At 42.5% G+C, this 13,908-nt stretch carries 14 protein-coding genes and 2 pseudogenes; 3 read left to right on the top strand and 13 right to left on the bottom strand.

The genetic code is table 11. The annotated features are described in order from the left end of the window. Positions 1 to 75: 75 nt before the first annotated feature. The 4 genes and pseudogenes from J2X61_RS05820 to J2X61_RS05805 all read right to left on the bottom strand — a co-directional run bounded on the left by J2X61_RS05820 (position 76) and on the right by J2X61_RS05805 (position 2,922). The gene (locus J2X61_RS05820; protein ID WP_310186550.1) at positions 76 to 927 is read right to left on the bottom strand and encodes an aldo/keto reductase; all 852 of its coding nucleotides are present in this window, start codon (positions 925 to 927) and stop codon (positions 76 to 78) included. Between the two features lie 40 nt (positions 928 to 967). Further along, positions 968 to 1,111, bottom strand: coding sequence for a hypothetical protein (locus J2X61_RS05815; RefSeq protein ID WP_274469129.1), 144 nt, complete (start codon positions 1,109 to 1,111; stop codon positions 968 to 970). 17 nt (positions 1,112 to 1,128) lie between these two features. Then, on the bottom strand, positions 1,129 to 2,121 hold the full coding sequence (locus J2X61_RS05810) for an aldo/keto reductase (protein ID WP_274469128.1): 993 nt from the start codon (positions 2,119 to 2,121) through the stop codon (positions 1,129 to 1,131). A 99-nt stretch (positions 2,122 to 2,220) separates the two neighbouring features. After that, positions 2,221 to 2,922 (bottom strand): annotated as a pseudogene (locus J2X61_RS05805) (aldo/keto reductase). Positions 2,923 to 3,127: 205 nt separating this feature from the next. Here J2X61_RS05805 and J2X61_RS05800 point away from each other — a divergent pair. Next, positions 3,128 to 4,057: an AraC family transcriptional regulator gene (locus J2X61_RS05800; protein WP_274469340.1), complete on the top strand. Its 930-nt coding sequence runs from the start codon at positions 3,128 to 3,130 to the stop codon at positions 4,055 to 4,057. Positions 4,058 to 4,306: 249 nt separating this feature from the next. Then, a pseudogene (locus tag J2X61_RS36305) lies at positions 4,307 to 4,442 on the top strand (MFS transporter); the annotation flags it as partial. 178 nt (positions 4,443 to 4,620) lie between these two features. Here the strand turns inward: J2X61_RS36305 and J2X61_RS05795 are convergent. Together J2X61_RS05795 and J2X61_RS05790 are read right to left on the bottom strand one after the other, a co-directional pair. Then, a complete protein-coding gene (locus J2X61_RS05795; RefSeq protein WP_310186547.1) occupies positions 4,621 to 6,246 on the bottom strand; it encodes a P-loop domain-containing protein in 1,626 nt (541 codons plus the stop codon). Positions 6,247 to 6,781: 535 nt separating this feature from the next. Continuing rightward, entirely contained in the window at positions 6,782 to 7,210 is a 429-nt protein-coding gene (locus tag J2X61_RS05790) for an SgcJ/EcaC family oxidoreductase (protein WP_310186546.1), read from the bottom strand. Between the two features lie 152 nt (positions 7,211 to 7,362). On the opposite strand from J2X61_RS05790, the gene J2X61_RS05785 reads away from it, so the two are divergent. Next, a complete protein-coding gene (locus tag J2X61_RS05785; protein WP_274469123.1) occupies positions 7,363 to 7,851 on the top strand; it encodes a MarR family winged helix-turn-helix transcriptional regulator in 489 nt (162 codons plus the stop codon). 122 nt (positions 7,852 to 7,973) lie between these two features. On the opposite strand, the gene J2X61_RS05780 is transcribed toward J2X61_RS05785, so the two are convergent. From J2X61_RS05780 to J2X61_RS05750, 7 genes are all read right to left on the bottom strand, one after another. Further along, positions 7,974 to 9,419 carry a PAS domain S-box protein gene (locus J2X61_RS05780; RefSeq protein WP_310186543.1) on the bottom strand — a complete coding sequence of 482 codons (1,446 nt, stop codon included), beginning with the start codon at positions 9,417 to 9,419 and terminating at the stop codon, positions 7,974 to 7,976. 447 nt (positions 9,420 to 9,866) lie between these two features. After that, positions 9,867 to 10,394, bottom strand: coding sequence for a hypothetical protein (locus tag J2X61_RS05775; protein ID WP_310186542.1), 528 nt, complete (start codon positions 10,392 to 10,394; stop codon positions 9,867 to 9,869). 28 nt (positions 10,395 to 10,422) lie between these two features. Continuing rightward, positions 10,423 to 11,277 (bottom strand): hypothetical protein, encoded by an 855-nt coding sequence (locus J2X61_RS05770; protein ID WP_310186541.1) that lies wholly within the window; start codon positions 11,275 to 11,277, stop codon positions 10,423 to 10,425. Beyond that, positions 11,274 to 11,780, bottom strand: coding sequence for an anti-sigma factor family protein (locus J2X61_RS05765; protein WP_310186540.1), 507 nt, complete (start codon positions 11,778 to 11,780; stop codon positions 11,274 to 11,276). Before J2X61_RS05765 ends, J2X61_RS05770 begins: the two co-directional genes overlap by 4 nt. Positions 11,781 to 11,782: 2 nt before the next feature. After that, complete coding sequence (locus tag J2X61_RS05760; protein WP_274469117.1) at positions 11,783 to 12,313, bottom strand: RNA polymerase sigma factor; 531 nt, start codon at positions 12,311 to 12,313, stop codon at positions 11,783 to 11,785. Between the two features lie 48 nt (positions 12,314 to 12,361). Next, positions 12,362 to 13,186, bottom strand: a complete 825-nt coding sequence (locus J2X61_RS05755) for a DedA family protein (protein ID WP_310186538.1) — start codon at positions 13,184 to 13,186, stop codon at positions 12,362 to 12,364. 134 nt (positions 13,187 to 13,320) lie between these two features. After that, positions 13,321 to 13,905, bottom strand: coding sequence for an undecaprenyl-diphosphatase (locus J2X61_RS05750; protein ID WP_310186536.1), 585 nt, complete (start codon positions 13,903 to 13,905; stop codon positions 13,321 to 13,323). Positions 13,906 to 13,908: the final 3 nt, after the last annotated feature.

Raw genomic sequence — 13,908 nt, 5'->3', positions numbered from 1 at the left:
CTATTTTAACCAAAACATAGGATAAGCTATGCTGGCTCCTTTTATGCGTATCATGTTGATGTTGGGGCGAAAACATTAAATATCAAGTTTACGCGCAGCCATCCATTTCACGATTTCAGGGTCGTTATGGGAAAAGAACAAGCTTTTTCCTGTATCTAAGGCAGCTATTTTTTCCATATCCTCTTGGCTTAATTCAAAGTCGAAGATATTGAAGTTTTCAATGATTCTTGCCTTCCGTACCGACTTGGGAATCACAACTACGCCTCGTTGAGTCAACCAATGTAATACTACTTGAGCAACGGATTTCCTATACTTTTCAGCTATACCTATTAATGCTTCGTTATGAAAGAGGTCATTCCTTCCTTCAGCAAAAGGTGCCCAAGACTCGATTTGAACATTGTACGCTTTCATCCATTTTGCACTTTCGGTTTGCTGGTAGAAAGGATGGGTTTCAACCTGATTTACGGCAGGGATGACTTCGTTGCGAAGAGTTAAATCGAGCAAACGGTCATCTCTAAAGTTACTCACTCCAATTGCCTTGACCTTTCCTCCGCGATATAATTCCTCCATAGCCCGCCAAGAACCAAAAACATCACCAAACGGTTGGTGAATGAGGTATAAATCCAAATAATCTAATTGCAATTTGCGAAGTGATTTTTCGAATGCCTTTTTTGTGTTTTCATAACCTGTATCCTGAACCCAAAGTTTTGTCGTAATAAATAATTCCTCTCTTGGAACACCACTCCGTTTGATGGCTCTGCCAACCGCTTCTTCGTTTACATAAGAGGCAGCCGTATCGATCAGACGATAGCCTGCTGTAATGGCATCATACACCGCTTGTTCACATTCATTTGCATCCGGAATCTGATATACGCCAAAGCCGATTATCGGCATTTCAACGCCATTGTTCAAAATCACTTTTTGCATTTCATATCCTCCTGTCCGTTTCGATCGGCTCCGCATCAAATCAGGCTTCTTTCATAATTTTTGCAATAGCCATGGCATTATCTAGTTGGTTATCACCAACAATAATTTTCTTGCCGAAACCAATTCTTCTAGCTATCGCCATGCCAATCTGTCCAGCACCGGTCCAAAGTATTACTTCTTTCACTGGAAGTCCCCTCTCTCTTACGATCTGAACGGGATAGCGCCAACTACGGGGTGAGGAACATACAGCTCTTCCAGAGACATCATCTCTTCAGATGTTAACGTGATCGAAAGTGCGGATACGGCATCATCGAGATGCGACGTTTTCGTAACCCCAATGATGGGGGCTGTTACAGGATCTTTTTGCAACAACCACGCTAGTGCAATTTGGGCACGGGGAACGCCACGTTTTGCTGCTATCCGTTCAAGCCGATCTACAATCAATCGATCCATATCTGCAGTTGAATCGTATTTCGTTCTCTGCGCTTGGTCGGTCTCCGAACGATGTGTTGTTACAGACCAATCGCGTGTTAATCTTCCTGATGCGAGCGGACTATATGGAATCACACCGATTTTTTCTTCTTTACATAGCGGGAGCATTTCTCGCTCTTCCTCGCGGTAAATCAAATTGTAGTGATTTTGCATCGATACAAACCGGGTCCAACCATTTATCTCAGCAGCATGCAGCGCCTTTTGAAATTGCCATGCATACATGGCGGAAGCACCTATGTATCTGGCCTTCCCGGCTTTCACGACATCGTGCAAGGCCTCCATCGTTTCCTCAATGGGTGTATCGTAATCCCAGCGATGGATCTGATAAAGGTCCACATAATCGGTTCCCAATCTCTGCAGGCTGTTGTCGATTTCGCTCATGATTGCTTTGCGGGAAAGCCCCGCCCCATTCGGCCCCTGATGCATGCGAAAATGGACCTTAGTCGCGATGACAACCTCATCCCGATTCGCATACTCTTTTAAAGCCCTTCCAACGATTTCTTCACTGGATCCGACGGAATAAATATTCGCAGTATCAAAAAAATTGATACCGAGTTCCAACGCTTTTTTAATAATAGGTCGGCTCAACTCTTCATTGAGCACCCATGGATGCGTCCATCGTTCAGCTACGCCAAAGCTCATACAGCCAAGGCAAAACCGCGATACATCCAATCCTGTATTTCCGAGCTTCACATATTGCATAACTTGCTCCTCGCCTTCGATTTCATATTTTTCTTCGTGCTTACCACGAAGACCATCATCTGTAAAGTATCATTGTTTCGTCAGCGTATTTTAAATCCTTTACTTACCGGCTCTCTTGGCATAATCCGAACCTGCTGGGTAACGATCTCCGGATATCTCGATCTTCGAAAGTGCAGCATTCAAATCGCTCAATTCTGCAGAAGTCAGTTCTACGCGAACTGCCGCAAGATTTTCCTCAAGACGGTCCAATTTACGCGTACCAGGAATAGGTACAATCCACGGCTTTTGGGCGAGCACCCAAGCGAGGGAGATTTGCGCAGGTGTTGCGTTCTTCGCTGAAGCAAACTTCTTGATGATGTCTACGAGAATCTGATTGGCGGCAAGATGCTCCGCTTGAAAGCGGGGCTGCTTGCTCCGAAAATCGTCGCTGACGAATGTTGAGTTTTTATCAATCGTTCCAGTAAGGAATCCCTTGCCTAGCGGGGCAAATGGCACAAAGCCAATGCCAAGCTCTTCAAGTGTAGGCAGCAGCTCCACTACTTTTATTCCGAATTTAGTTGCAATGTATACTTTACCCTAGAATGGAGCAAGCGCTTCACCCACCAATGATTCGTTGTGGTGAGACGTTCCATACACTTCAGCAGTGTCGAAGAAGTTAACGCCTCGGTCTACCGCTGCATGGATTAAAGATATCGCCTCTATCTTATCCGGCAACGGCCCAAAACTTTGACTCATTCCCATACAACCCAAACCTACTGCAGAAACCGTCAGGCCCTTAGTCCCCAATTTCCTTTGTTGCATGATTCATCGTCCTTTCATCAATTCCTTGATTTGAGCTATTCATTGGTGTACTTCATGTGCACCCCAGACTCTTATTATGCAACATTAACAAAACACTGCGTTATATCGATTATCTTAAATGATTGCCTAATCCTATCAATGTACTAACATTATGGATGTAGATACTTTTATAATAAATACAGCACATTCAGTTAAGGAGGATCCTATAACCGTGGAAATCCTGCACAAGCAGAATGAACTCTCCAAACTCATTGCAAACCATAGCGGCCAGAACGGTGTATATGAATCTGCGATCCCAGCTCTATTTCTCATTCATCATTCCAAAGAGACACATCCTGTTTACAGGGTCTACAAACCTTCTTTTTGTTTCATTGCGCAAGGTTTGAAAGAGATTCTGTTGGCACAGGAGCGTTATGAATATGGTCCTGCCAACTATTTGGTTTCATCCATGAATTTGCCGGTGATCGGCCAAGTGATCAAAGCATCTGCGGACACACCCTATTTGAGCTTGAAGCTGGAATTTACCTCTGATCAGATTTTTGAAGTTTTGAAAGAATCGGAGGCTATAGCGACAATGAAAGAACACCCTAAACGGGCGTTGTACGTTGGCGAAATAGAGGCATCCATACTGGACGCGGTACTCAGGTTAGTTCAACTGCTGGATCATCCGGAAGATATCCCTTTCCTTTCCCCCATTTATAAAAGAGAAATTCTATACCGGCTGCTGCAAGGGCCATATGGCGCAACCCTAGCCCAAATTGCCATAGAAAAAAGCGGCACCTACCGGATCCGAGAGACGATCGAACAAATCATAACTCACTTGGATCAGACCTTGCGGGTCGATGAACTTGCAGCGCTCGCCAACATGAGTGTTCCGACCTTCCACAGACATTTTAAAGAGTTAACCGCTATGAGTCCCATTCAATTTCAAAAACACCTCCGCTTGCAAGAAGCCCGGCGCCTGCTATTATCGGAGTCGGCAGATGCCTCGGATGTCGCATTCCGGGTAGGTTATGAGAGTGCATCTCAGTTCAGCCGAGAGTACTCCCGTATGTTCGGTGCTCCGCCAAAAGCAGATGTTAAGAAGTTTATGGAAAAATATGATCAACGGCTAAACGCCGCATCCCTGCTATAAAAACAAAAAGCCCAAAGGCAAAAGCCTTTGGGTTATTTTTTAACTTCACCTGTTCTACTAGGGGAGTTTGTTATGTCGAATGTTTAGTGTCATTCAAATGGTAAGCGCTTGTAGAGCAAAGCGACTTGATTAGCAATATATTCCGAGCTGAAATGAATCCCCTCTTTCATCCACCACGTCAACACTCCAAGTATGGATGAAGTCATAATATCTATGGATACGTAATTAGAAGGCATTTGATTCATCTGCTTAGGCTTAAGCTTCATTACGATGCCGCTCAATACAGCCGGATTAAACGCGCTGCCTAGACAACTAGGCACTCACGGCTCTGCCGTAAACAATACGGTCCGACAGATTGCAGGAGCAATCGGGACTACTGTCGTCGTGACTATTTGTACTTCTCAAACATCCCATCATGCTATCGAAATCGCACAAGCACATATAGGATTCTCGCCTCAACAAATAGCTAGTCATTCATCCATGATGGGTTCAAGCGATTCCTATACTTTCATGACGATATTAGCCAGTTGCCGCCCTTCTTCCTTTTTAATTAGCCTTTCCTATTAGAGTTGTTCAGAGATCTCAAGCTGAATAAAATTCAAATGTTTCATCCGGTTTATAACTGCTAATACCTCATTCATTCTTGGTAATTCAAGCCATCTTTCGAAACCAGGAAAGAAGGAAGAAAATACAGTATCCAAGCCTTCCCTCTCCATATCTTCGAGAGCCTTTTTGATCTTTTCATGAAGAAAGATGAGGCGGTCCTGGTTACTTATCGCGATTTTCCGAAGTAAAAACGCAATAGCTGCGAGCTGGGCGTGTGAGGTGATATTGTAAAGCCCTCTGATATCAATTTGTTCATCACCTATCATCAAGTAGCCCATGGTTGAAACCATCAGCTTTTCTGTCCCACTACCCTGCGGATAGCTCGAAAATTGATCGGTTGTTATTTCTCTTATCTCCCATTTTGTAAGGGGGATACGTTCGCGTGGTTTGTCGTTTTCACATAATTTTTTTGCCTCCCGCGTTACGTTTATTGGCACAAAATTGTCCATCAGGATGATTTGATCGGCAACGGATAGGAATTCGCCGCTGCCTCCAATAACAAGAACGGAAGATACGCCTACAGCTTCATAAAGCTCTCTGACACGTTCGGTAAAAGGTGTAATAGGTTCATGCTTGATTAATGAACGCATTTTGATGTCTTGAATCATAAAATTCGTCGCACTTCTGTCTTCATCAATAAGAAGAAGCTTACATCCGAAGTTGATTGCCTCCATAATATTTGCGGCTTGAGATGTGGAGCCTGAGGCGTAGTGCGTCGAAAACTGTTCAGCCGAACTATTGGGTATCCATTTGATAAAAGGCGTAATATTGATATTTGTGATGGAACGGCCTTCCTCTGCAGCTATTTCCATGGCACTTTGATCTGTAATCACAAATTCTCGTCCGTCGCCTAAGATGTGGTTATAAATCGCCGAATTTAGCGCATCCAGCAAGGTGCTTTTACCTGAATATCCGCCGCCCGTAATGACCGTCACACCATGTTTTATTCCCATTCCTTGCAACCCACAAATTTCAACTTCAATATCTTTCGGGGATCTAAAAGGCATGGCACCCTCCAATGGCCCGCTGTTGTCTTTATTTCTTGGCAAAATGCTGCCATTCGCAATAAACGCACAATAATTATTGGCTTTCAGCCATTCGCGGATCCTATTTTGTTTTTCTACCAATTCATAGGCAGCTTTCAACTGGATGAGATCAAACTTGGCAATAAACGCCTCCACTTCTTTTGGAAGCATTTTGCAGAGCATGCGCATAGCTTTATCATTGTTCTTAAATGGCAGTTGAACGGTAACCATTATGCACAGATACCATTTTTCTGAGATGACTTCAACATAGGATGCATTACGTTGCAGCACCGCATTGGTTGGACGAAAACAATAAAAAGCGCCATTTTCTTTATCAGAACGTGACCGGTTATAAATCAATTCATTTAACGCCTCAATATGACCAACCCATGCTCTTAATGCAAAATCGGAGAGAACAACTTGATCCCTATTTTCATCTAAGCCGAGACGGTCAAAAGGTATTTTGATGGTGATGCATGGTATATCCAGTGTGAGTTTATGGGTCCGTTCAATGTAATAGGCAACTTCATTATTCCAATAGGTTGGGTCACTTATCATCCCTCCTTGATCATAGTATGAACCTTCATAGATCAGATTGTAAGATGACTGTCCGGATTGTAAGGAGCGAAAATATTGAGCGAGTCTTTTAATAAAGCATCATCCTTTCATAGTTGAAAAAGCGGTGAATAACGGGAAGTGTTGCCGAAGTTAAAACGATATCTTAAGAAGGAGGCCCCTTATCCTTACCTTTTGTCCTAAAAAAATAACAGCCACTCTGTAAGTGGCTGTTATAGACCGGCAAGAAAGCATAAACGTTTCTTCTGCCTAAATGAAAAAGCCCTGAGAGTGATCCCACCTCAGAGCCTAATGTAGTCGTAAAAAGAGCAACTAAAAAGCAATATGAGGATAAGACGTATATTTTTTTGTTTTCATTGTCCTCACCTCTTTACCATTTATTTTTTACTGCAACTCAAACATACCATTAAAATCAACCACAATATAGGGAAAGATTAATTATAATGAAATCAAACTCTGAAATCGAGTCATTCTAAGAATTACATGAAGATCGATTTTCACTTTTGGGGATTGTGATTCATGCTTGATGTGAGATCGGAACCTCTTGGATACGGCAATTATGGAAAGCAGTCAGTTTCCATTCTCCGTTGTCCTTCATAACTACATTCGTATTGATTGATCCTCTATCGTTGGGATCTTGAGCAGGCTCGGCGAGCCGTACCTCCCCAGCTGCATGAACAATCGCGATATCGGACGCGATAAAACGCGGCTGTAAATCGGAAGAAGTACTAGATAACAGGATAGAACCTTTAAGAGGTCCGTTAAACAGCATTTGATGGACATCGGCAATCTGCTTTCTCCCCTTCAGATGTTGACCCATGAACGTCACATAATCGGCGTCTTCCGTAAAGCAGTTGCCGAAAGCAACCCCGTCCCCATGATTCCAAGAATTGCCTAGCTCTGTAAATAATGCTCGGATGCCCTTCAGATCTTCTTGATTTGTCATTTTGAATCGTCCTCTCCATAGTGAATTTGTTTGGCGGTGCATGGATCGTATGTTATACTGTGGATGTTAAGAAACTTAATAACTCAATTATCTTAATGAATATTATATCTTGATTAATTAAGATAATAAAATCATAACTTGGAGGTTACGATATGTCAAGGGATAATTTCCCTTCGAATTTTTCCGAGCTCACTTCTTCACAGAAGGCGCTAATCCACGAATTGCAGCAAAACAGCGCGAGAGCCGTTATGTTTCATCAATTGATCTCTAACAAATTAGGTCTCAATGCGACCGATCATAAATGCCTAGACTTCCTGAACCGCACCGGTCCGGTAACTGCCGGCCAGCTTGCACAATTAACCGGGTTGACTACTGGAGCGGTGACAAGTGTAATCGATCGATTGGAGCAAGCTGGTTATGTAACCAGGGACAAGGATCCGGACGATCGAAGACGTGTTGTTGTCAAGCCCGTACCGGAAGGCTCTGCCCATATCTCACCCATGTTCCAGTCAGTCATGCATTCGACGCTTAAGATCATCACGCAATACAACGAGCAGCAACTACATCTGATCATTGACTTTATCAGGAAGTGTAATGAGATGACTTTAGATGAAATGAACAAATTGAAAGATCCGAATTGATAAAGTTATGCTTCAGAATTGCAATAAACAAAAGGAGCCGCTGAGCGGCTCCCTTTTTATTTCATGAATGATCTGCATGAAGCATTCCATTCTCCATGATGATGAACCTCCGGATAGTATTCTTAAGGTTTCATCACAATCGGTATGACAACTTCCACCATAGTCCCCTTGCCAATTTCACTTTCGAAGCGCAAAGTCCCCTTATGATTTTGGATGATCTTCATTGAAACCATTAATCCTAAACCTGTTCCGGATTCTTTGGTCGTATAAAAAGGATTTCCAATTTTGGCAATATCATTTTGCGGAATTCCATACCCTGTGTCTGTAATTCGAATATTTATTGCATCGTTCATTTGCTTGGCCTGTATGATCACTTCTCCGCATTTCGGCATGGATTCGATCGCATTTTTTAGAATATTGATAAACACCTGATTAATACTGCGCTGACACTGGATTAACGGTAAATTGGCATCAAACTCTTTCTTTATTTGAACGTTATACAAGTTTGCCTGCCCTTCAAATAATGTTGTAACGTGATTTAACTCATGCACGATGTCCCTCAATTCATAGGCTTCATTTGAAGGTTTAGCTAACACTAGAAGTTCGCTTACAATTTCATTGATTCGATCGATTTCTGAAATCATGACTTCATTTCGCAATTTCTTTGTACCATTCATATCCTCTTTCAAATATAATTGCATAAATCCTCGTAAACTAGTCAAGGGATTTCTAATTTCATGGGCAATCCCCGCTGCGAGTTCACCAACCAAGGAAAGCTTCTCGGATCTGCGGATTAATTCTTCGGAATGTACCCGTTCTGTAATATCACGCCCCATGCTGATAACGTGTTGAATATCTCCTGCTGCATTTCTTATTTTTTTAGAATGCGATTCTTGCCATATATAATGACCGTTTTTATGACGAAGACGATATACAAATATTCTGCTATCTGACTGATCCGAATGACCTCGCCTTAACCAGCCACCGTTCAAATCATCTTGATGCCAATAGTCATAAGCATACTTTCCGATAAGTTCTTCTGGTTCATATCCCATTTGGATGCGGATCGCAGGTGAGACATATGAAATAACTCCTTCTGGAGTTAAACGCAAAATAACGTCCTGAGAATGTTCGGAAATAAGATTGTGCAGTTCTTCAATCTTCTTGAATTCTTCTTCCTTCTTTTTTTGTTCTGTGATATCTATAATGTGCGAAATGAAAATATCATTCGGATGGATTCCCTGATGGTTCCTCTCCACAGTAACATTTTGAAGCCCCCAAATGATGGTCCCCGATTTATGAATATACCTTTTTTCTATTTGAAAACCATCTGTTTCACCCTGCACCAATTTACGCCACAATGCCAGTTCATCTGCTAAATCTTCCGAATGGGTGACATATGAATTACTGGTATTAATCAATTCAATTTCACTATAGCCTAACAATTTGCATAAAGATTGATTAGCTCTTAATAGCTTCCCATCCGAAGATAACAAAGCCACGGCAATCGGGGATTTCTCAAATACGCGAAAATAAAAACTATGGTCATCATTCAATTGAGATAACATCCGATCCTCCGTTAATAACCTGATTCATTCATTATTCCAGCAATTTTCTGTTATTAGTATAAATGATTTTTCTATAAGTCGGCAGTATGCTATGGACCTATTTTATAAAGTCATTTGTGGCAATTTGTGGTTGCTGTCTGGAGACAAGTCATTATATTGAAAAGAAACAACGGCGGACTAGGACTTGAAAAACAAAGTCTTAGGCTGCCGCCGCTCCTACGATTTACCGGTTATGAGGTTAATCTTGGCTTGAATGTCCGTTTATAAGAATGCCTTCGCTTCTTCATTTCCTGTTAGCTGTAATAAGATTGGATCGTCTATATGGCTTGCGCGTACTGAAAACGTTAGGAAGGGACAGCATTGTCTCTCTAAAACTGTTACTTGGTCGGAATGCAAAGAAAAAATCGAGCATAGCGGTTCTTGTTAGGGAATTTGAATGAATTTTAGTTATAAGAAAGCGTGTATGAGAAACAGAACAGCAAATGCTAGCCCTGTCCGCAAATGCCATTTACGATCCAATCTCTGATACCGGAATAATCCCGATACGGGAACTGGAAGAAGAACCAGCAAGGCAAACAGGCCGCTAATGTTATTAAAATCGAATTTAAAGCCATACATAAAGACAGCAACTGTATGAAGTATGATAAAGGCAATAGCAATAATGGCCAGTGGGGTGTGCCATCTACGTGTAAAGCGCAGCAATAGTGCAAGCCCCTTTTTCATATAAACTATCCTATCCCCTATCCGTTGTCTCATAGCAAAGAGAAGCACGTAATAAGCAAGCACAAAAAATAAGGCGATTCTAGCATACGAACCAAAATCCTTAAACGTATGTTCGAACTGTCTGCTATGTAGAGCCGATGGCGAAAGCAGTAATAACCCCTTAAGCTGCCAAACTACGAGCAGAACAGCTATAACGAACGCTAGGCCTATACCTAATCGCTCCTTTTTAGGTATCAAATCAAGTTTTTTCATGTGAGCTTCCTTCTCTCTGTGTTTCACTTTATTTCCCCTCCGTATCGCTGTCATCGCGTCTCTTCTTCCTCCATTTGTCCCTAATCAACATTGTCATAATGCCAGTGGAGAAGAGAACAATCACGAGAAAGATCAGGGCTCCGATGAGAGGAATATTGATGAAAGATACGATCACACTGGCGCCTGTTAATGCGATTAACCAGTCAGGCCGACCTTTTGTCATCTGAAGATTGGATCCGACTAACAAGCTTAGCACAGCTAACCCATAAATAAAGGCTACCGCAATGAAGAGGATGATGACGACGGCAAGTGGAATTCCGATAATCGTTACAAGAAGCAGCACAGATAATGCGCTAAGAATTAAACTGCTGAAGAAGCCAATGGAGATCAATGAGCCAGGTGCGCGCCGGGCACGTTCAATCACCGCGACCATCCGGCCTTTGCTCACAAATACCGTTAGTACAGACAAAAGGACAAGTAAAATAGTTATTGCAAGCTGTGTAAGCCACGTACCGACGATGAGACCTCCCCCAACGAACAAGCTGTTTTGTGTCGAAGTATCGAATGAGAAATTCATGACTTCGTCCTTTACAACAGCTCCTTTCTCCTGCCGCACGTTGCCGCCAATAACGAGAACAAAACCATCCACTCTAGCGGAGGATTTTAATTCTACACCTCCATTAATCACAATAACAGCATCGGAGACATTTCCTAGAATGGTTGCGTCCCCGCCTATGACGATGACATCGTCTACCGTTTGATTGGGTGGGATAACCGTATCTTGATGATCAAATATCCCTTTAGCCACCGCATTTGTCGGCATCACCAATAAGAAATAGATCAACAGCACGCTTATCGCGTACCACGAATGTTTGTTTTTCAAATGGAATCCCCCTGAATAGCTTTGGCTTTTAGCAAATGTATTATAGAAACACTGGAACCTATTATAATAATAAGCGAACAAACGGTCATACTTATCAGAATTAAAGGCTCTGAGCCCAGAATACTGCTGGTCGCATATATCAGATTAAACATGAATTTAAACAGGATCGAACTCAGGTTGAGTAAAAAAGCTCCTGTGACAACGACAGAGATCGCAAATAAACCTAATACGCACAGGAATGGAGCTAATATCCAAACCCGCAGCGTTGCCCTTGAAGGTGACGTCTCCAAATTGAGCTGCGCAATCACTTTATCCTCCAGGCTATGGGGTACTTCGATCGCTTGAAAAGCTTTATGAACTTGATTCTGAATAGCCAACAAGTCATCCAGCAAGGCGGAGCACTGCGGGCAATGACCCAAATGCTTTTCGACCTGTTTTCGTTCTTTATCCGTCAATTCATTGTCCATGTAAGCGGCAATAAGTTCTTCTATATGGTCAGACAAGATTACTCCCCCGTTCCCCTTTTTAATTCCTTACGAAGCAAAAGCCGCGCGGCGTTAATACGCGATTTAACCGTTCCTATTGGGATATCGATTATTCCGGCAATTTCGTCGTAAGAATAACCTTCAACATCACGCAAGATAATGACCTCTCTGTGCTCCGGGCTTAATGTATCTAATGCTTCTTGAATGGACATCTGCAAATCGGTTCGCTCTAAATCAACCCGCGCAGTCGTTTCCACCCATTCTTGAGGACTCGTATTTTCCTTTTTACGCTGATTAAGCCTATCGTAGCATAAATTGGAGACAATACGCGTGAGCCATGATGTGAAAGCGAAGCCATGTTCAAGCTTGGGAAGTGAATAAAAGGCTTTGATAAAGGCTTCTTGAGCCACATCCTCCGCCTCCATACGGTCTGAAAGCATACCATATGCATACCGATAGACACTGCTCTTAAATCTCTTGACAAGTAGGGCAAATGCATCTTTATCGCCATTTGACGCCTTACTGATTAAATCATATAATTCCTGATCCACACATAATCTTCCCCCCAAGAGCGCCCTATTGGACTTAAGACGAGGTTGCTAGGTTTCTTCAAATATAATCTGAACGATAAAAGTTGTGATTTCATCAAAATCAGCGAATTCATTAGCGAGAAAATCCTGCACCAAACCCGCCATCAAGATGAATAAAGTCAGGAACACACAAAAGGATGCGAGAAACAGAAATTTGACTTTTCCTAGAGAATGAAAAGCCTTCACGCCTTGACTTAACCCCTTTGCCGTTGAGCTGTAGATCTGATCTCTATATCTCCTGATCATATAAAGCACGATGAAAATCAACGCAGCAATCACGCCCGCCATCAACAAATACTTGGTGATCGTATGATGAAATTGGTCCCATTTGGGTCCAAGGATTTTGCCTAGTGAGATAAACGTGCCTGTCCACAGGAAAGCTCCAGGATACGCAAACAGCATATAAGTTCGAAACGGCATGCGCGTAACACCGGAGAAATAACCCGTGAAGTGGCGGATGCCTGGGATAAAGTAGGCAATAATCAGAAGCTTATTCCCGTAACGTTCAAACCAGTCGGATGTCTTCTGCAGCTTATCGGGGCCAAAATGGATCTTAGACCCATGCTTCTCGAAAAAAGGAGTTCCTAATTTAAACCCAATCCAATAAGAAAGTGTCATACCGAACGAGGCGCCGCTGCCTGCTGCGAGAATACTCATGAACCAGTTCAAATGCCCCTGGTAGATCATAAGTCCAGTATATGTCATGAGCACTTCCCCCGGTAACGGAAGAGCTAGAAGTTCAAGAATGAGCGCAATTCCGAGCACAAAATAGCCGTATTGCTCCAGCAATCCTTGTATGAAGTGTGTCAATTCTACCTCCGCAAAAATATCCATGTAATGACCAAAAGACAGGAACTTTATCGAAAAAGTTCAGTGTGCGTATTGTTATTTTTTACTTTCTTTAACTAAAAATACCCCTCAAGCACGAATGCCCAAGGGACTTAAGTTTACTAAATGCTTTCAGCTCTTTATGCCCCTAGCTTTCGTTCCATTTTTTCGTAAATAGTCATACAGGTATTTAAAACGTTTTTCCCTAAGGTGGAGCTCTCGAACAGTCGGTAGACTAAAATCGCACTCGTCATACCCATGAAAGCCCCCGTTAACACATCCAACGGATAGTGAACGCCCGTCCAAACGCGTGATACCGCTATGAGAGCGGCTAATGCTAACCAAATAATGCCGTCCTTTTTACGATACATCCAAATCGCTGTTGCAATCACAAATGCTCCCGTTGCATGATCGCTAGGAAATGATGCATTCGCCGGATGTTGAATTAATTGAATAACTGCGTGAGTAACAAAGGGTCTGTCTCGATAAAAGAAATGGGAGATGATTCCCCCGCTGCCTAGTGCGGCACACGCTGATAAGAGAGCTGTAGCAACCATTCTTCGATTAATTGGACTCCTCGTTAACCAATAAATAATGACACCTAAGTAAAACAGGTACTCCGCATCCTTGGCTAGGAAACGCATCAATGGATTCATAGACGGGACGGTTACAGCTAAATGATTGATGAACTGAAAAACTTGATAATCAGAATAAAAAATGTTCACTTG

The organism is Bacillus sp. 3255, from assembly GCF_031456485.1.
In the GTDB taxonomy this organism is placed as follows: Bacteria; Bacillota; Bacilli; order Paenibacillales; family NBRC-103111; genus Paenibacillus_E.
This window is presented reverse-complemented; position numbering and strand designations above follow the sequence as displayed.

What these genes read in the sequence shown, in the direction of transcription:
- J2X61_RS05820 (WP_310186550.1), bottom strand. Translation starts at nt 927, where the DNA reads ATGCAAAAAGTGATTTTGAACAATGGCGTTGAAATGCCGATAATCGGC.
- J2X61_RS05810 (WP_274469128.1), bottom strand. Translation starts at nt 2,121, where the DNA reads ATGCAATATGTGAAGCTCGGAAATACAGGATTGGATGTATCGCGGTTT.
- J2X61_RS05795 (WP_310186547.1), bottom strand. Translation starts at nt 6,246, where the DNA reads ATGATAAGTGACCCAACCTATTGGAATAATGAAGTTGCCTATTACATT.
- J2X61_RS05790 (WP_310186546.1), bottom strand. Translation starts at nt 7,210, where the DNA reads ATGACAAATCAAGAAGATCTGAAGGGCATCCGAGCATTATTTACAGAG.
- J2X61_RS05785 (WP_274469123.1), top strand. Translation starts at nt 7,363, where the DNA reads ATGTCAAGGGATAATTTCCCTTCGAATTTTTCCGAGCTCACTTCTTCA.
- J2X61_RS05780 (WP_310186543.1), bottom strand. Translation starts at nt 9,419, where the DNA reads ATGTTATCTCAATTGAATGATGACCATAGTTTTTATTTTCGCGTATTT.
- J2X61_RS05775 (WP_310186542.1), bottom strand. Translation starts at nt 10,394, where the DNA reads ATGAAAAAACTTGATTTGATACCTAAAAAGGAGCGATTAGGTATAGGC.
- J2X61_RS05755 (WP_310186538.1), bottom strand. Translation starts at nt 13,186, where the DNA reads ATGGATATTTTTGCGGAGGTAGAATTGACACACTTCATACAAGGATTG.